Raw genomic sequence first — 16,452 nt, 5'->3', positions numbered from 1 at the left:
CCTCCGCCCCGTCGCAGGACGAGCCCGCCCCGGTTGCCCGGCCTGGACTCGCGAACACGCGAGGGGCCTTCGTGGTGGCGCTCGCCGTGCTCGTGGGCGGTCTCATGCTCTGGCACTTCATGACTCCATCTGAGTCTCGTCCGGCGTTACAGCAAGCGCTGGTAACACCCTCCTCCGCACGGCAGGAGGCCCCAGCGTCGAAGCCACCTGTTCCCCCTCCAGCGCCCGCCACGACGCCCCCTGAAGTAGCCTCTCCCGTGTCCGCACCCGAGCCGAAGGAAAGTCCTCCCGTGAAGCGCGCTCCCGCTCCTATATCGTCTCCGCCCGCTCCCTCCTCCGGGAAACCGCGGCCTTTGGCTGTCTCTCAGGGCTGGCCCTCGGTGCAATGGGGTGGATTCCTTAAGACGTGCGCGGGCCTGACGGCCGCAGCCGCCCTCCAGCTGGGGTGCCCGGGAGCCCAGGTTCGGCCCGAGCCTGCGGAATGTCCCGAGGCCGCACGCCGGGCGATGTTCAACAGGAAGAAGGACGGCGGTCTGGCGATGGAGAGGGAGGCCACTGTCCCCTTCTGGGTGGACGCGCGTCAGAAGGGCATGGGGGACTTTGGGGTCTACCGCGAGGGGCCTGTGACGGGCGAGGTGTATACCGACGAAGTGACCGCACTCCCCAAGGGCACGCTGCTTTCCGGCTACCTGTGGACGGGGAACAAGGACCGGCTGTTAGCTCGCTACACCGAAGCCCGACTTCCGAATGGCCAGAGGGTGCCGGTCTGCATCGAATTGGGAGATCGGAATGAGTCCGGTTGGCCCACTCTCGAAGAAGAGTCCAAGCCGGGCGAGATCGTGACCCGCCGTAATTTGGCCGGCATCGCCGTCGAACGTTGGCGTTGAGGCGTCTGCCCGACGTAACGCCTGTTTACGATTCAGGCCCGGTCCTTCTCACCCGGAGTGCGAGGGATTTCGGAAAACGTTGAACCCGCCGCGTCGTTCCCCTTGGGCGGTGCGAGCCCTACCTTGCACATTCCTTCGCGCGAACTCCTATCGCGCGGTCGCAAGGGGGTATCCGCATGGCCCATCCATCTGATCCGCCGCTCTCCAGCGGTGTCGTGCTCTTCACGCAGGGGGACACCTCCTACGAATTCTTCCGGGACCTGGGAGTAGGGCGGCTCGGAGAGCGCGTTCTGCTCGCCTTCGTCAGAACGCCCCAAGGGCTGGGTGATTGCGTGGTGCTCAAGTGCATCCCGCTGCCGCAAGGCGAAGAGCCGCCCGAAGGCTTCCAGCGCACGCGGATACGGTTGGAGGAGGAGGTGCGGCTCGCGCGCTACCTTCAGCACCCGCGCATCGCGCGCGTCCATTGTCTTGTCGAGATGCCACATGGGCTGTGCGTGGTGATGGAGAAACTGGAGGGCTTGTCCCTCAACACGCTGCTGTCGGTGGCCCAGGCGCGCGGACGCTACTTCTCCGAGTCCTTCGTCCTCTACGTAGGCGCGGAGGTGGCGGCAGTGCTGGATCATGCGCATACGCGCACGGATGAAGCGGGCACGCCGCTGGGCATCGTCAACCGTGACGTCAACCCGGGCCGTATCCGCCTGGGGCCACGCGGCGAGGTGCGCATGACGGACTTCGGCGTGGCCCTCTCCCGGCTGACGGGACGCGTGGCGACGTCCTTCCCCAGGCCCCAAGGTGAAGTCCTCTATGCTGCGCCCGAGGCATTGCTGGGCGACGAGGTGGACGCGCGGGCGGACCTCTTCTCCCTGGGGCTGACGCTGCTGGAGTTCGCCACCGGCCGACACCTCTACGACCCGGGCCACCTGCTCGCGGAAGGGGTGGAGGCGCGGCTGTCGCGGGTGGAGCGGGAGAAGGTGCTGGCGGCGTCCGTTGCCTCTCTGGGGCTGACGCTGCCTCCCTTCGCGGAGGACCTCATCCGGTGTGCCATGTCCTACCGCTCCGTGGACGTGGAGCGCGCGGCGGAAGGGCTGTCTGTGCCCCTGCGCGACATCCTCCACACGCTGCTGAAGCCCGAGCCCTCGGAGCGCTTCGCCACGGCATCGGAGTTGGAGGGCCTCTTGCGTGCGCGGCTGGCGCAGTTGGGGCCCTACATGGGTGAAGACGCGGTGAGGGAGGTTCAGCGGGCGCTCGTAGAGGCAGGTGACAGGCTCTGGGATTTGGAGATATCGGACGACGAAGGTGGCATCACTCCTCCCGTCGCCGAGACGCGCAGCCCGGACGAAACTCCAACAGAGGATGCGTGAATTTCATCAGGCGTGGGGACAGCCCGGAAAACGCCTCGCGCTGTAGCACCGCTCACGGTTCCTCGCTGCTCATACCCTGTGCCGCCGCCAGCACGCGCAGCCTCTCCCTTGGCGTCCACTTCTTCGGCGCAGGCCTCTTTTCTGAAGGCGAGGCGTTATGGCCGCCACTCCATCTGCTTCGCGCAGCCACTGTGACAGCGTCAACTGCGAGACTACCGCGTGGCGGGTCAAGGCTGCGGCACTCACCGAAGCCGAGCCCACCATCGGCTTCACCAGCTGCGCCTTGAGCCCATCCGTGCACGGCACCTCGTCCTGCCTGCTCTCGCCCCCAGGGCGTCGCTAGCTCGGCACGTTATCCGAGGCGACAACTTCCCTGACACCGGGGGCTGGCGGGGGCGTCGCCGGTAGACTCCACGGGGAAGAAGTGGAGCTTACCCGGTGGCAAAAGGCACCCATCCCCGCGAATGGTGCCGGTGCAGTCGTGGTGGGCATCGAGGGGAGCGCGCGCAACTCGGCTGCCCCTGTACCCTCAAGCTGTGGGAGACAGGGGCCGCGCACCGTCACTCACAGGAGCGTCATACTCCCGGCCGGGTCGAAGACGGAGCATTGAGCAAAGCCCGCCATGTACTCCCAATGTGCTCCTCCAGTATAGACGTCTAAAAGTGAAGCCCAGTTGTAAGCTTCATGTGGAGTTCAATGAATTCTTCGGCTAGTTCGCGCAGTTCACGCTGCTGTTTAGTTGTACTCCTCTTCATGCGCGCAGCGTGATAGGCGATTTCTCTATTCAATTCATCCATACGAATCAGCAATGCCAGAACCCTCTTAAGGGCTTTAGGCTGTCCCAATTTCAGATCATTTTGCGCCAAGTACACAGACAGAAGCTCCCCGAATCGCTTCACAAGTGCGCTGAAACGCTGGTCGTGTATATACTCATACTCTGCGTCTTCATCGGACTCGTCAGGTCCGAGAAAGGCCATAATTGAACCATGGAGCCGGTGAAATACGGCATCTAGGTCTAGTGTTTCTACATTCGCAATCGCCGTGAGGAAGTCACTGGCTATCTTAGCTGCGAAAGACGTACTCGGGACATCCGTGGTGGACGCGACCTCAACTACAGTTCCTGGCGCAGCACCAAGCAACTCAAGGAACCGATCGAACGGAAGTATCCAGAAGCGATGTCCTGTCGTACGATGGAATTCTGCAATCAATTCAAATTTCGGAAACAGTCCTTCGTCTCCCCCTCTGACCATCCAATCAGGCTTGGCATCGTTGGACACGAAGATGACATCGCGTTTCCGATCACTTCCCAACTTCAGGATTGTATGCCAGATGGCCACGTCGCCAATCCCACCGTCCGGTTTCGCCTTGTCCTTGAAACCCGGCGGAATGCCATGGGTTGTGCGCCGCTCAAGGTCGACTGACAAGTCTTCCAAGTTCTTACCATGCTCGATGACATGAGACTCAAGGAATATGCTCGCATATAGCGTGCTGACCGGATCGTCGCCGTGCCAATTCCGAACTTGAGATAACAATTCTTGCAGCTTTGACTTGTACTCTTTAACCGCACTGCGCACTTTGTCGGCCCCCTCCCCAACCGCTGTGTATGCCGGAACATCCTCGAACATGGGAATTGCCAGCGGTTGAGGATTGGACGGCAAAGAGGAGAGCTTCTGCTGAATGTGCGTGTAGATGTCCGCGATCTTTGATGCCCGATGTTTGGCATACTCACGGACTGCCTGCGCAGGCAGAAATAGACGATCTTGGCTAACTAGGCTTGCGAAGACCTTCTTTACGTCTTTTAAGCTTTCTTTCCCGATTGAAAATGGCGCGAGTAGCGTGTTCGCATCCAAGACGAACAGACATTCCTTCGCCATGACGTTCACTGCCGGTTGCTTGTCCACCAGAAGGGCTGCTGGGGCAGGAAACACCTTCTCGATGACAAGGGGATCGTATTTAGAGTCCTTTTCCGCCATGGCGGCGTAACCTACCCGAGCGTTCTAATAAGCGCCCGCTCCTTCTTTTGAGAGTTCCCCGGTTCCGTGGACACCCCCGATGTGATGGAGGTGTGTTTAATGGAGGAACGCGCTGTGTTGAGGGTGGTGGGTAGGTGTATAGACGCCAAGGAGAGCTGCGGCTGGATGCCTCCTGGCTGTGCGCCGAACCGGTTCAGAAGCCGAGCAGCCCTTGGGGTACACACCTGCCTATGCGGCCCACTCAGGTGGCAGGCAGCAGTGGCGTGGGCTTGTGCGGCAGCGTGAGAGCTTGGGGCGCAACACCATGCGCTCTGGTGCAGCCCTTGCGCTGGCGCCATCTGAACCCCGGCCGCGTAGGCAGAGCCAAGTGCTCAAGAATGGCGCTTACCCTGTCGAGGGCCGTCAGTTACTCCAGCAACCGGCGCCGACCTCCACACCGAACGCAGGTCAACACGTCCAGCACGAACGGCCTGTGTAGCAGTCCCGCCCAATCCATGTGGGGCGTGCGCTCCTTCTGCAACTCCTCCACTCTGGCGCCCACCAACGCGCTCTCCTCCTGCGGCCCCGGCTCCGCCCTCGCTTGAGGGGCGCCCTACGCCTCGTGCTCCAGCGCAATCTCGCGGTACGGGTAGAAGGGCTCGGCCGCCAAGTTCAGCCTCTTCCTTTTGGCCCTGAGGAGGTCCTGGAAGGAGATGCCACCGCTCAGTACGGCGTACAGGTCGACCCCGTCGGTCAGCAGGATGGACTTGTTTGGGTTCTGCTTCAGGAGGGGCACCACGTTCGGCGACCAGCCGTTCATCGACAGGAAGAGCCCCATCGTCTGCCTGCCCGAGCGCGCCACTTGGCCGAGCAAGCCATCCAGGTCCCGCCCATCGGCCGGTTTCCGGCGCCAGCGGCACTCCACGAGGTAGTACCAGCCGTCCAACTCGAACGCCCCGTCAATCTGCTCCCCACCCTCGCTCCGGGTGAAGCTCTTCGCCGCAGGCACTTGGTGCAGGGCGAGCAACTCATTCAGCAAGTCCTGGAGCGCGTAGCCGCGCGTCTGGGCGAAGCCCGAGGTTGCCAGTTCCTCGAAGCGCGTCAGCAGGGCCCCCCGCGTGCGCTCAAACTGCGCGCGCCGCTTCGCCCGCTCCTCGTTCTGGAGCGCAGTGACATCCGGAGGGGCGGCCGTGGTGCCCGGGACGTCGAAGCTGGCTCGGCGAAGTGCATCGTCCAGCCTGGTGCACAGTTCCGGTTTGTGGTGGGCCAACTGGTGAAGGAAGGTGCGCACCGCCTGAGAGCGAGCCGTCGGCTCCATCTCCGTGCGCCCAACGGTGCAGAGCCAGTTGAAGATGCTCTTCGCCCGCTGTGAGGTGATGCCCACCATGGGGAAGGGCTCGACTGCAACCCGGAACACGGCTGCGCCGAAGCGGTCAATCTCGTTGAGGGCCGTCTCGGACTTCAGCAGATCGCCGGCTTCGACGGCGAGGACGCGGATGTCAGGCTTCATGGCACGGGCTCGCGCTCGGGGAGGCCAAAAGGGTACGCGCCCGGCGGACGACTGCAAATAAACCTCTCCGCACCTGACTGCAGTCCGAGAGCAGTCCCACATCCTTGAGTAGCCCCCACCGGCCCCAGTGCGGAAAAGACAGCGTTCACTTCCGGTAGGGCACGTGCGGCAGCACCCGCTCCACCAAGTGCACCGCCGTCACCTGTGCGCCCATCGCGTTGCAGGAGGGAACACCCCTCGCTCCTTACATACGGCGACGAGAAAGCAGTGTGGCGAGGTTGTCCCTCACAGCCTCGTACAGCACCGCCCCCTCCGGCTGTCTCCGCCGGTACGCGCACCCGCGATCCTTCACCTGCCCCTCCCCACCAGTCACGCCTTGCCAGGGCACACACTACCGTCAGCCTCCCACGGGCTTCTCATGAGCCCTGGGAGACCGGGGAACCCTGGCCGCTTGCGTCCGTGAGCGGATTGACCTGATTGGGCTGCATGTGCCCCCAGTGTGCCCCTCCGACGTGGAGCGAGGCGGAACATGGGGGCACGGCGTGGGACGGAACGGGATGACGAACCCGAGGGAAATCAAGGCGATGGCGGGTAACAGCGCGTCCTGCTTGAGGTTTCCTATCGCCTTGCCCACGGGTTCAAGTCCCGTACTCCTCGCCACTGAGAAGGGCCCGGAATCGAAAGGTTCCGGGCCCTTTGCTTTTCCGGCCGCCTTCGTCGCACCGCCGTCTTCTTCAGTGGGAACGCGCCTGGGAACGGCGGGAATCGAATCCGCCACGGCCTCTTGGGGCTCGGCGGCGGCCTTCGCCTCCGCTTCCCGCCTCGCGAGGATGGAGGCGCTGGCGGGAACCACCACGAGACTGCCCATCCAGCAGAAGAAGCCGAGGGTGGGATAGGACAGCTCGAGTCGGCTGCTCCGGCTCCCGCCACCCTGCGCGGGGCGCGATGGGGCCCATCCATCCGTTGATGAGCAGGGTCAGGCCCCACATCGAATCCGTCTCCCGGGTGCCGGTGTTGTACGCGACGACGGTGGGCAGCGCGCAGGACACGACGAAGAGGAGCCTCGACACGAGCACGGCTTTGCCTCGCGTCAACCGAGGAACGGCGGGGGCGGCAGCCTCGGAGCCGGCAACCCCTTCACCGACAGTGAGCGGCGGGGAAAGCCCCGCCGCCACCTCAGGCACCCGAGCCGGTGGGCTTCAGGGGGTATACAGGTCCGCCGCCCGCAGCTCGCTATTGGTTACTTGGGCGCTCCATCCCCCCAGGGCGAGCACCTTTCCATTGGCCAGTAGCGTCGCCGTGTGCTCGGCGCGCCGTTGGACCATGGAGCCGGTGGCGTTCCAGGTGCCCGTGGCCGGGTCATACAGCTCCGCCGCCGCCAAGGGGAGACCACTGCCACCGGGGGTGTATCCCCCCGTGGCGAGCACCTTGCCCGTGTTGAGCAGCGTCGTCGTGTGGAAGTGGCGCGGCGCGGTCATGGAACCGGTGGCGCTCCAGGTGCCCGTGGCCGGGTCGTACAGCTCCGCCGTCGCCAGGTTGGCACTGCCCGCGCCCCCCGTGACGAGCACCTTGCCATTGGGCAGCAGCGTCGCCGCGTGATAGCCGCGCGCCGAGGTCATGGAACCGGTGGCGCTCCAGGTGCCCGTGGCCGGGTCATACAGCTCCGCCGTCGCCTGGTAGCCGACGTTGTTGCTCCCCCCCGTGACGAGCACCTTGCCATTGGAGAGCAGCGTCGCTGTATGGGCATAGCGCCGGAAGACCGTGGAGCCGCTCGGGGCCCAGGTGCCCGTGGCCGGGTCGTACAGCTCCGTCACCGACGCAACGCCGCTGGCGTCGAATCCCCCCACGGCGAGCACCTTGCCATTGGAGAGCACCGTCGCCGTGTGGCGCTCGCGCGGGGAGACCATGGAGCCGGAGGTGCTCCAGCTATTCGTGGCCGGGTCGTACAGCATCGACGCCGCCGGATAGCCCGTGTGGTTGGTTCCCCCCGAGACGAGCACCTTGCCATTGCCCAGCAGGACCGCCGCATGTTGGCCGCGATTCGAGGGCATGGATTTGACGGGGCTCCAGGTGCCCGTGGTCGGGTCGTACAGCTCCGAGTACTCCATGCTGCCAAAGATGTTGTTGCGTCCCCCCGACACGAGCACCTTGCCATTGCCCAGCAGGACCGCGGTGTGGTCGCTGCGGAAGTCGAACATGGGGTTCGCCGCGGCCCAGAAGGCCGAGGGGCACGCCGGCAGTCCCGTCACCGTGAAGCTCTGGGTCGCCTTCAGGCCCAGGGTGTTGCCCACCGTGGCGATGAGGGTCGGGGTGACGCCCGTGTTGAGACACGAGGGCGCCGTCCAGGTGAGGATGCTGCCGTTGGCCCCCGTGCTCGGGGGGCTGCTCGTGCCCACGTTGGCCGCCCAGGTGAAGCTCAGGGCCAGGCCCGCGGGATCCGTGGCGTTCACCTCGAAGGTGAGCACCTGGCCGGCCGTGGCCGTCTTGCTCGACTGGGTGGCGCGGGTCATCGTCGGCGGCGCACGCACGACGGCGTCCTTGGACACGCACAGCATCAGGCTGCCCGTGTTCTGTCCCCCGCGGCCGTCCTTCACCACCACGTTCAGCTGGCAGTTGTTGCACGCCCCCGTGGGCTGGGCCGAGGGTGTGAAGGTCGCGGTGGCGGTGCTCGCGCCCGTGAAACTGCCCGCGCAGGTGGCGCTCCACTGATAGCTGAGCGGGTCGCCGTCCGCGTCGGTGGCCGAGGTGGACAGCGCCGTCTGCGCGCCCACGTTCAGATAGGACTGGGTGGACGTCAGGGTCACCACCTTGGGCGCGACGTTGAAATCCGCCGTCACGGTGCTCGCGCCACTGCCCGCGGAGACATTCAAGGTCAGGTTCACCGACAGGGTCGCGCCGCGCGAGTCGCTCACCGTGAGCACCAGGGTCACCGGGGCCTGCAGGGTGGGCGCCGTCCAGGTGGTATTGGCCGAGGTGGGCGCGGAGAAGCTGCCCGAGGGAGCCGCCCAGGAGTAGCTCACGGTGTCACCCGCGTTGGGATCATGGGCCGTGGCCGTCAGGGTGACGCTGCCCCCCGGGGCCACGGTGGTGGGCGTGGCCAACAGGGAGTCGAGGATGGGCGCCTCGTTGGTGAAGGGCGGTGGGCCGGAGACATCCTGCAGGGTGAGGGTCACCAGCCCCGTGGCGCCGGCGGTGACGGTGACGTCCTCGACGCGCCCCTCGTAGCGCAGGGTGTTGGACGAGGTGAAGGCCTGCGCCACGAAGGTTCGCTGGAGACCCGCGGGAATGTCACTGATGACTCCGCTCCACGCTCCGCTGGTGAGCACCAGGTCCTTGGAGCGCGAGACCATGTCCGCGCCGGAGACGGTGACGGTGACGCGCGAGACGTCCCCGGGCACGACCGCTGCGGTGTAGACGGTCAGCTGCATCGCACCCGAACCGGGCACGCTGGTGGGGGGCTCGGAGTCACAGCCAGCGAGCAATGCCAGCACGAGCGGGAGGACTGCGGACAAACGCAACGAAGACACGGGATTTCCTTGTCTGACGGCAGAAGGCCGCACGCGGCAATGAAGCGGCGGGCACTGTAGCGCAACGGTGTGCCAGCACCTCCGGGGTTGACTCCAGGTAGGTGCCCCTCTGCCCCGGGGTACGGGGATGGGGGAGGACTTCCTCGCCGCGCTCCCCAAGGTCCGCCGAGGCAACGTGCTCCAGTTCGTCTGGGCCTTCCTGCCCGACACCTGCACGCAGCGGCAGATCGTCTACGAGCCCGAGGAGCCGGCACAGCCCCGCAGGGCGAGTGACATCAACGCTGCCCTCCACACCACCACGTCGCGCTTCAAGAAACCCTTCATCACAAACATTCCTTGTTGTTGGTGGAAAGATTTGCCATGGCATTGAGATGATGATGTTTCATCATCCGTCGCGGAGGGCTTGGCCTTCGCCCTGCGATGATCCGTCCCAGGCCTGATAGAATCCTCGGATGGACTGGCCGCTTCTGATCGAATTCGTCCGCCAGCGTGCCCCGGCGTTCCTGGCGCAGCTGGAGGGTGTCCCGGATGCCTCCATCTGGGCCCTGGCGGCCGACCGCGGCGCGGCGCTGCCCGCCTCCTATGTGGAGTTCTTGCGACGCATGGGCAGCCACTGCAGTGGCTGGGCTCCGTTCGGCGCCACGCTCGACCACCATTTCGCCGCCATCGTCGAGCGCCTCGACGCAGAAGATGAAGACGCCCCACCGTCCGACCGCTTCTTTCCCGTCGCCATCGAAACGGACGAATCCCTGGTGGCCTTGTACGATCACTACCTCGATCTACAGCGCGTCGAAGGGGACGATGCTCCGCTCGTGATGCTGGAGGCCGGCGTTCCCTATCAATGGCAAACGCCAATCGAAACCCACGAAACCTTCAACGAGCGGGTCACCTTCAGCCTGTTCCACCGCTTCCAGTTGCGCCTCTGCGCCGAACGCGACGTGGTGACCCTCGGCGGCACCCTGCGGGCCGGTGAAGGACGCGCCGGGTTGCAGCAGGCCCTGGTGCTGCTGCAACGCGCAGGGTTCGAGCCAGCCCTTCCACTGCTGGGCCGGACAGCCTGTTTACGAGCGGGAACCCTCAGCGTCCTTGCTCGCGTGAACGAAAACCACGAGCTGCTGACGCTGCTGCTTGGCAGCGACAACCGCCTGTCCTTGAAAGCGCTGGCTGATCAGCTGCTCGCGGGCCTGCCCGGTGCGAGGCGTCCATCGGGTCCGTTCGTAGGCTGAGGCAAGCTCCTGCTTCCCATGGGGAGCACACGCCGGGCTCAGTCCTGTTTCAGGATGCGGAACACGGCGCGCAGCTCCTGCTCACCCAGGCACGCATAGGGGGGAATGGGAGGGTGTTGAGGGGGTAGCAGGGGCGTGAGCTTCTGGAACAGCGCGACTGCTTGAGCCTCAACACCCCGCCAGGTGCGGTGGTCCCTGTGTTGGGGCAGGGCGTGCGCCACGGCATTGCGAATACTTCGCTGCCCATCGGGCACCGCGCCGACGATGGGCACCCGGCCCAGAGCACGCTTCACTTCCTCCTGCAGCGGCACGAGTTCCTGCTCGCCGCCAGCCAGCAGGGGGCGCGCCAGCAGCACCGTTGTACGAGGTACCTCAGGGACCTTGAGCATCCCGCCTGGGGTAGAACCACCGGCGCAGGCTGTCAGACCGCGAGGGCATGCTCCCTTCGACGGACACCCGAGCGAAGGACGTTCATGGCAACCCTGAAACAGCTGGCGTTCCGGATGGCGCGGACCCCTGCCTCCGGCTCCCTGGTGCGCTTTGGCTTCGCGCATGCGGACCGGCTCCTGCCCCTCACCTCCGTGGACCGCTCGGAGCAGGCTGCCCTCTATCGCCACCCGCGCCCCGTCTACGGCACCTTCCACCACATCGCCGTCCCCCTGCGCGGTGTGCCGGACATCTTCGCCCTGGCACACCCTCGCCACTCCGCGCTTCGCGCGAGCCTCTTCGCGCTCATCGCGGCTGCACGGCAGCGCGCCCCTGCTTCGGTGCTCGTCAACGCGGGCCCCCGGCAGGACGTGGGCCAGGTGCACTTCCACCTCACGGACGACACGCCCTTTGGCGACGCCGTCCGTTCGGAGCAGCTCACCTGGCCGGACTGGGACTCGGCCGTCCGCGCACTGACCTCCGTCCCCGACATCCAGGAGCGCTACCGCGTCGGCTTCTCCCTGCTCCAGGACGCGGGGGACCCTCGGGTTCGACTCATCTGACCGCTGTGGGGGACCAGAAGCCCTTCAGCGCTCCCGAGGCGTGGGCCTCGGTGTAGCGGCGCAGGTCCTCCGCGTTGTCCGCCTCCAGCCAGCCGGATGCGATGGGGACGGCGTGGACCGCCACGCCCTCTGTGATGAGGTCCTGGAGGAAGGCGGTCATGGAGATGTTCCAGTAGCGCGGATCCCTTGCTACGCGCTGGTCGAAGCGCTCCAGGAGCGCGTGCAGGACTCCGGGCCCGAACCGCAGCAGCCCGATGTACTGCCCCTGCACCTCCTCCACCGAACGCACCCTCGCGCCGATGTCCACGATGCGCTCGCCTTCCAGCCGCAAGGACTCACAGTCCGTCGTGGGGTCCTCCATCCTCAGCTCCCAGAGCCTGCGCCACTGCGTGTCGATGGCGACTTCGACGTCCCGGGACGCGGCGAGCATCCGCGCCAGCACCTCGTGCGAGAAGACGATGTCCCCGTAGGAGACGAGCACCGGCTCCGTCCGGGACACCACCGGCAGGCTGAAGCGCAGTGTGGAGACCATGTTGCCGGTGGTGTAGGCCGGGTTCACCACCACGCGCACGTTACGGCCTGCCCCGGTCAGCTCGGGATACGCGCCGGCCATCACCGTGACCTCCACGCCAAAGTGCTCGTAGACGGCCAGTTGATGGTCGAGCAGCGGGGCTCCCGCCAGCTCCACCAGGCACTTCGGCCGGTTCGCCGCGAGCGGTCCCATGCGGGTGCCCAGGCCCGCGGCCAGGATGATGGCTTTCATGGTTCGTATGTCTCCATGACTTCGAGAACTGCGGGAAGGTGACGGGGCTCGCGCTCGGGGTGCCAGAGGATGCCCAGTGAGCGCCGCTCCCTGTTCGCGAAGGCCTCCACCGCGCCGTCCTCCGAGCGCGCGAGGACGTCCCATCCGTCCGGCAGGGAGTCCTCCGCCACGCCCCAGTGGTGGAAGCTCGCCACCTCCGCCGGGCCCCGCCACTCCCTGGCGAGTGGCCCCGTCAGCCTGTGGCGCGCGCGCACGTGGCCTTCAACAGGCACCAGCCGCATCCCCGCCGCAAGCGCGAGCATCTGCGCGCCCCGGCACACGCCCAGCACCGGCGTCCGCGTCCGGGTGGCGAGCGACAGGAGGACGGACTCCGTTTCATCGCGCGCGGGAACCAAATCCGGCCCCGTTCCCGGCGCGTCGTTGCCTCCACTCAGGATGACGAGCCCCGGACGGAGGGCTTCGAATTGGGCCTCGGCCGCGGCGGCCACGTTCACCACGGGGAACGGCACCCAGCCGGCCTTCCACAGGCCCGAGGCCCAGGAGTCCTCGAGCCCATCCCGTACCTCCGGCCGGCCCGGGACCCGGTCGCTGCGCTGGGTCACCAGGGCCACGCGGCGCTCACTCATGGACGAGCCTGCGCCCCCCGCAGTCCAGCGTCATCACGCGCCCACCCGATAGCCGCCGGAACTGCTCGCGTCCCACTCCGATGGCGGCGGGCAGTTGCAGTTCGGTGCAGCGCACCGCCATGTGCGAGTTCGCGCCCCCGTATGCCGTGACGATGCCGGCGACGCCCAGCGCGAGCAGCCCGTCGTAGCCGGGGTCGGCTCGCTCCAGCAGCACGATGTTGCCGCGCACCCGCTCCGGGTCTGGCAGCCCGTCCGCGACCAGCACCGGCGCGCGCACGCACGCCTGGGTGACGAACAGGGGCTGCTCTCCACTGCTCACGTGGAAGAGCAGGTGCGACGTGCGCACCAGGATGTCCGGCAGCTCGATGAGGTTGACGGCGGCGGCGTGCTCGCGGGCCTCCTCCACGGCGTCGCGGCACCACGACCGGGCCTCGCGCGGCGGAAGCGCCAGGGCGGTCTCCACCTGCTTCAGTGACAGGTGCGACAGGTCATCCCGGCTCAGCCCCAGCGGCTCGCCCCACTCCGCGAGGTATTCGAGGACGCCACTCAGCGTCTTCGTGAAGACGTGCTTGCCGTACTCGCGCCCCGCGATGCCCGCGCCCAGGTGCGCGAGGAACACCTCGCTGGTCATCGACAGGCCGGCGCTCCGGAGGCCTGCGCCCAGGCGGTCGTGGAGACTTCGGGATAGGGGAGCCTCGTGCCTGAACGGCTCCTCCGCTCCGGAGATGAGCGGGCCAAAGTAGCGCTCCGGATCCGCGCCATAGCGGGGCATCCGGATGTCATAGGTCCCCGGGCGCAGGTGCCCGAACTCCGCGACGAGCGCCTCCAGGCCCAGCTCGCCCCGCCGCACTCGGAACGCGTCCGCTTGCAGCTGCCCCGCCACCGTCCGGATGCGCTGGAGCACTTCGCGCTGCTCGCCCGAGTCCATTACGCCTTCGCGCACGAAGCTCTTGAGCAGCGCAGTCACGACGAACGCCGTCCGCGCCAGGTGCGCGAAGGGCAGGGTGCCCAGCTCCCGCAGGCGCGCGAGGATGGGACCGAGCCCGGCCTCGAAGCCCGGCGCGAACGGATGGGACCGCAGCCGCTCCACCTGCTCCACCTGCGCGGGCAGGTCGGCAAGCCCGTGCAGCGTGATGTCCCTCAGCGCGGTGGCCAGCGCGTCCAGCTCCCCTGCATCCAATGCGGACGCGTAGAGCCTCCGGAGCCGCTCGCGCAGGCCGAGGCTCGCGCACGTGTCCGCGATCTCGAACTCCACCTTGTCATGCAGCTCGGGGGCGTGGGCCAGCCGGGCCAGCTGCCGGGTGACCAGGACCTCCGCCACCCGCGCAGGGGTGACGGCCGGAATGAAGGAGTTGAGCGAGGCGCGCACGTCCACGTAGGCGTGCCCCGCGAAGTCGCGCAGCAGGGGAATGCCGCGCAGGTCGCGGTACCCGTAGGCCGCGCGCTGCTCCGCCCAGGTCCGGTCCGTGATGAGCCTGCCGTAGAGCGTCCGCGCGAGCGGAAGCGGGCGCCGGCCAATCATCTCCGCCGGGTTCCAGTCCGTCATCGTGCTGTAGACGGGCCCGTCTCCGACGACGGGCGCCTGGGGCCGCAGCAGCGCCTGGTGCGCCGTGCAGGCATCCGCCAGCAGCATCGCGCGGCGGACCTCGCTTCCCTCCGGCAGCGACGCGCCCCTGGCGATGGGTCGCACCTGGAAGAGGTGGAAGTCGCCGCCCGCCAGCGCGAACTCGATGTCCAGCGCCTCCACGCCCATGAGCTTCACCAGCTCACGTCCCACGGTGACGACGCGACGGAGCGAGTCCGGCAACAGGCCCCGGGGCACGCCGTGCTCCACGTACGCGGAGGAGGGCTTCTCCAGGGCGCCGGAAGTAATCTGATCCGTGCGCCCGCTGGAGACATCCGACGCCACCACCCAGTACGAGGCCAGCGTCTCCGGGTGCCGCGCCATCAGCACGCCGCTCTCGCTCACCGGATGCACATAGGACTGGAGGAAGACCTTCTCCTTCGCCGCCCCGGGGCCGTACGAATCGAAGACATCCGAGATGGCGCCGCCCACGGCCACGGCATCGTCCGCGTCCACGTCGAGCACCGAGAGGAAGCGTCCCGCGTTCGACTCGGTCCACGCATCCTCCGCGGAGCAGGAGGAGCGCACCACGACGCGGTCGCTCCCGAAGCGCTCCCGCACCCGCCGGAGCACGGCGTCCCGGTCCCGGGCCCAGTCCTCGCCCCTCACGATGTGCGGCGGGGAGATGCACCACGGCCCGTGCAACTCAGACAGGAGGTCGAGCGTGCGCGCCTTGTCCCCCAGGACGAGCCGGCCCACGGGGGCCAGGGGCTCGCTCGAAACCTCGTCCTCTTCCAGTTCGAAGCGTGCCACGTCTCCAGCCTGGCCAAGCCGGTCCGCGGCCTCGTCCAGGTCCCATCCCTCCAGCGCCTCACGCACCGCCTGGGTCCTCCCGACGATGAAGCGGCACTCTCCCCGCCAGGTCGCGATGACGGCGGAGGCAGCCTGGAGCCGCACACGGATTGCTCGCGGACGCGGGAGCACCGTTCCCTTGAACACGAGCGTCAGCGGCACGCCGTCGTACGTCTGGGCGAGCGTGTCCAGGACGCGCTCGGCCCAGATGCGCATGGATGCGTGCACGGGGCCGACGCCACGGATGCGGCAGTCAGGAGGGATTCCAACCAGAGGGGTGAGGCGAAGCGTCGCGGCTTCGCGTTCCAGGGCTGTCACGGGCGACCTCGCACGAGCGGACGTGGTGCATGGCGCGTGCGCGGCATCGCATTGTGGCCACTGCCCACGTGTGGTGGATTCAATGCATGAGAACCTTCGCCACGGATGAGCGGCTGGCGTACCGCCGCGCGGGCAACGAGCTTCAGCCCCGCCCGTCCGAGGACCATGTCCTCTCCTACGAGTACCGCTTGATGCAGCTGCCGCTGGTGCGGCCCGACCACCCGGAGGTCGTGCCGTTCGACCTCAAGGCCGGCTACGACTGGCTGGGCACCTACCGCGCGCCCCGCGTGTCGCTGGTGGGCTTCGTGGACTTCGGCGCCTTCGCGCAGAGCCCCCAGTTCAACCGCTTCATGAACGCCGTGGCCATGACCGCCGCGGCGCGGAAGATCTCCTGGGAGACCGTCGAGCGGCGCAAATACAGACACCACTTCACCATCTGCAACGGGCTCCACGAACGGATGCCCATCGCGGACATCGTGCCCTTCGTGAGGCAGCGGCTGGAGGGCTTCCCCCGCTTCCGCGTCCAGGTGAAGGGTGGCTGGTTCTGGGGCAAGAAGAACGGCCGCATCTACTTCCCCGTCTACCCGGAGCTGACGGACGGCCCGAACCCCGTGGACCACCTCACCGAGGTCCAGACGCGCCTGGGCCACTCGCTCCACCCGGGCTTCTACATCGGGTGTCTCCAGTTGATGGACCACCTGCGCTTCAACTCCGAGCTGGACGTGCACGAGGCGGACGAGCTCTTCGGCGTGCTGCAACGCTTCCGGGAGACGACCATCGTGGAGCTCGACGTGACCGAGCTCTCCATCCTGCGCACGCACGACGACCTCATCCTCAAGAGCCGCGTGCTCGAACGCGTGCCGCTGGCGGGGTGAGG

Annotated in this window: 12 protein-coding genes and 1 pseudogene; 6 read left to right on the top strand and 7 right to left on the bottom strand. The window is 67.0% G+C overall.

Going from position 1 to position 16,452, the window contains the following annotated elements; all coding sequences use genetic code 11:
- Positions 1–506 precede the first annotated feature (506 nt).
- Positions 507–887 (top strand): hypothetical protein, encoded by a 381-nt coding sequence (locus D7W81_RS42940; protein ID WP_208721162.1) that lies wholly within the window; start codon positions 507–509, stop codon positions 885–887.
- A 176-nt stretch (positions 888–1,063) separates the two neighbouring features.
- Complete coding sequence (locus tag D7W81_RS04715; RefSeq protein WP_120554103.1) at positions 1,064–2,248, top strand: serine/threonine protein kinase; 1,185 nt, start codon at positions 1,064–1,066, stop codon at positions 2,246–2,248.
- Positions 2,249–2,904: 656 nt separating this feature from the next.
- Here D7W81_RS04715 and D7W81_RS41815 read toward each other — a convergent pair.
- From D7W81_RS41815 to D7W81_RS04700, 3 genes are all read right to left on the bottom strand, one after another.
- Complete coding sequence (locus tag D7W81_RS41815) at positions 2,905–4,221, bottom strand: PIN-like domain-containing protein (RefSeq protein WP_147445340.1); 1,317 nt, start codon at positions 4,219–4,221, stop codon at positions 2,905–2,907.
- A 592-nt stretch (positions 4,222–4,813) separates the two neighbouring features.
- Positions 4,814–5,710 carry a hypothetical protein gene (locus D7W81_RS04710; protein ID WP_120554102.1) on the bottom strand — a complete coding sequence of 299 codons (897 nt, stop codon included), beginning with the start codon at positions 5,708–5,710 and terminating at the stop codon, positions 4,814–4,816.
- 1,199 nt (positions 5,711–6,909) lie between these two features.
- The gene (locus tag D7W81_RS04700) at positions 6,910–9,237 is read right to left on the bottom strand and encodes a Kelch repeat-containing protein (protein ID WP_167508032.1); all 2,328 of its coding nucleotides are present in this window, start codon (positions 9,235–9,237) and stop codon (positions 6,910–6,912) included.
- 133 nt (positions 9,238–9,370) lie between these two features.
- Between D7W81_RS04700 and D7W81_RS43285 the strand changes: the two are divergent.
- Together D7W81_RS43285 and D7W81_RS04690 are read left to right on the top strand one after the other, a co-directional pair.
- Positions 9,371–9,607, top strand: a pseudogene (locus D7W81_RS43285) (hypothetical protein); the annotation flags it as partial.
- 82 nt (positions 9,608–9,689) lie between these two features.
- The gene (locus tag D7W81_RS04690; protein ID WP_120554100.1) at positions 9,690–10,463 is read left to right on the top strand and encodes an SMI1/KNR4 family protein; all 774 of its coding nucleotides are present in this window, start codon (positions 9,690–9,692) and stop codon (positions 10,461–10,463) included.
- 38 nt (positions 10,464–10,501) lie between these two features.
- On the opposite strand, the gene D7W81_RS43280 is transcribed toward D7W81_RS04690, so the two are convergent.
- Positions 10,502–10,852, bottom strand: a complete 351-nt coding sequence (locus D7W81_RS43280) for a hypothetical protein (RefSeq protein ID WP_244226968.1) — start codon at positions 10,850–10,852, stop codon at positions 10,502–10,504.
- Between the two features lie 84 nt (positions 10,853–10,936).
- Between D7W81_RS43280 and D7W81_RS04685 the strand changes: the two genes are divergently transcribed.
- Positions 10,937–11,452, top strand: coding sequence for a homoserine O-succinyltransferase (locus tag D7W81_RS04685; RefSeq protein ID WP_147445339.1), 516 nt, complete (start codon positions 10,937–10,939; stop codon positions 11,450–11,452).
- Here the strand turns inward: D7W81_RS04685 and D7W81_RS04680 are convergent.
- From D7W81_RS04680 to D7W81_RS04670, 3 genes are read right to left on the bottom strand one after another with little or no spacing between them, the layout of a single operon-like run.
- Entirely contained in the window at positions 11,445–12,215 is a 771-nt protein-coding gene (locus D7W81_RS04680) for a phosphocholine cytidylyltransferase family protein (RefSeq protein ID WP_158621432.1), read from the bottom strand. The genes D7W81_RS04685 and D7W81_RS04680 overlap by 8 nt on opposite strands.
- Entirely contained in the window at positions 12,212–12,841 is a 630-nt protein-coding gene (locus D7W81_RS04675; RefSeq protein WP_120554097.1) for a gamma-glutamyl-gamma-aminobutyrate hydrolase family protein, read from the bottom strand. The genes D7W81_RS04680 and D7W81_RS04675 overlap by 4 nt, the downstream gene beginning before the upstream one ends.
- On the bottom strand, positions 12,834–15,485 hold the full coding sequence (locus tag D7W81_RS04670) for a PEP-utilizing enzyme (RefSeq protein WP_120554096.1): 2,652 nt from the start codon (positions 15,483–15,485) through the stop codon (positions 12,834–12,836). Before D7W81_RS04670 ends, D7W81_RS04675 begins: the two co-directional genes overlap by 8 nt.
- Positions 15,486–15,661: 176 nt before the next feature.
- On the opposite strand from D7W81_RS04670, the gene D7W81_RS04665 reads away from it, so the two are divergent.
- Positions 15,662–16,450, top strand: coding sequence for a hypothetical protein (locus D7W81_RS04665; protein ID WP_120554095.1), 789 nt, complete (start codon positions 15,662–15,664; stop codon positions 16,448–16,450).
- The last annotated feature ends 2 nt before the right edge of the window (positions 16,451–16,452 follow it).

The organism is Corallococcus aberystwythensis (genome assembly GCF_003612165.1).
Lineage (GTDB): Bacteria > Myxococcota > Myxococcia > Myxococcales > Myxococcaceae > Corallococcus > Corallococcus aberystwythensis.
The sequence above is the reverse complement of the archived record's forward strand: the minus strand, read 5'-3'. Positions and strand labels throughout refer to the sequence as shown.

Bases quoted from the DNA above. Each gene is read 5' to 3' on its own strand.
- D7W81_RS42940 (WP_208721162.1), top strand. From the start codon at position 507: ATGTTCAACAGGAAGAAGGACGGCGGTCTGGCGATGGAGAGGGAGGCC.
- D7W81_RS04715 (WP_120554103.1), top strand. From the start codon at position 1,064: ATGGCCCATCCATCTGATCCGCCGCTCTCCAGCGGTGTCGTGCTCTTC.
- D7W81_RS41815 (WP_147445340.1), bottom strand. From the start codon at position 4,221: ATGGCGGAAAAGGACTCTAAATACGATCCCCTTGTCATCGAGAAGGTG.
- D7W81_RS04710 (WP_120554102.1), bottom strand. From the start codon at position 5,710: ATGAAGCCTGACATCCGCGTCCTCGCCGTCGAAGCCGGCGATCTGCTG.
- D7W81_RS04690 (WP_120554100.1), top strand. From the start codon at position 9,690: ATGGACTGGCCGCTTCTGATCGAATTCGTCCGCCAGCGTGCCCCGGCG.
- D7W81_RS43280 (WP_244226968.1), bottom strand. From the start codon at position 10,852: ATGCTCAAGGTCCCTGAGGTACCTCGTACAACGGTGCTGCTGGCGCGC.
- D7W81_RS04685 (WP_147445339.1), top strand. From the start codon at position 10,937: ATGGCAACCCTGAAACAGCTGGCGTTCCGGATGGCGCGGACCCCTGCC.
- D7W81_RS04680 (WP_158621432.1), bottom strand. From the start codon at position 12,215: ATGAAAGCCATCATCCTGGCCGCGGGCCTGGGCACCCGCATGGGACCG.
- D7W81_RS04675 (WP_120554097.1), bottom strand. From the start codon at position 12,841: ATGAGTGAGCGCCGCGTGGCCCTGGTGACCCAGCGCAGCGACCGGGTC.
- D7W81_RS04665 (WP_120554095.1), top strand. From the start codon at position 15,662: ATGAGAACCTTCGCCACGGATGAGCGGCTGGCGTACCGCCGCGCGGGC.